Annotated in this window: 1 protein-coding gene; it reads right to left on the reverse strand. The window is 42.5% G+C overall.

Annotated elements, in window-relative coordinates:
* Positions 1 to 419 (reverse strand): sugar phosphate nucleotidyltransferase (locus tag N7931_RS19640; protein ID WP_262795988.1); only part of this gene is annotated, 419 nt, incomplete at both ends.

Consider the following 419-nt stretch of genomic DNA (forward strand, 5'->3'; position numbering starts at 1 on the left):
TCCGCTTTCAGTTTTTCGACTATTTTTTTAACTTCTTGTACTTTGTCTTTGGCTGCAACCATTACCGCGTCTTTGGTATCTACGATGACTAAGTCGTCTACGCCGACTGTGGCAATTAATCTATCGGTTGTGGCTCTGATTAAGCAGTTATTAGTGGCGTGGGTGATACAATCACCTTTAGTGGCGTTACCAAATTCATCTTTTTCGTTGACATCCCAAAGGGCTGACCATGAGCCAACATCGTTCCAACCTGCATCGAGTGGCACAACAACGGCTGAGTCAGTTTTTTCCATAACTGCATAATCAATTGAATCATCTGGGCATGCTTCAAATGCGGTTTTATCAACCCGAATAAAGTCTAAATCATTTGAGGTATTGCCTATGGCTTTTTGGCAGGCGGCTAGAATTTCTGGGTTATA

The organism is Catenovulum sp. 2E275 (assembly GCF_025515275.1).
Taxonomy (GTDB): Bacteria; Pseudomonadota; Gammaproteobacteria; order Enterobacterales; family Alteromonadaceae; genus Catenovulum.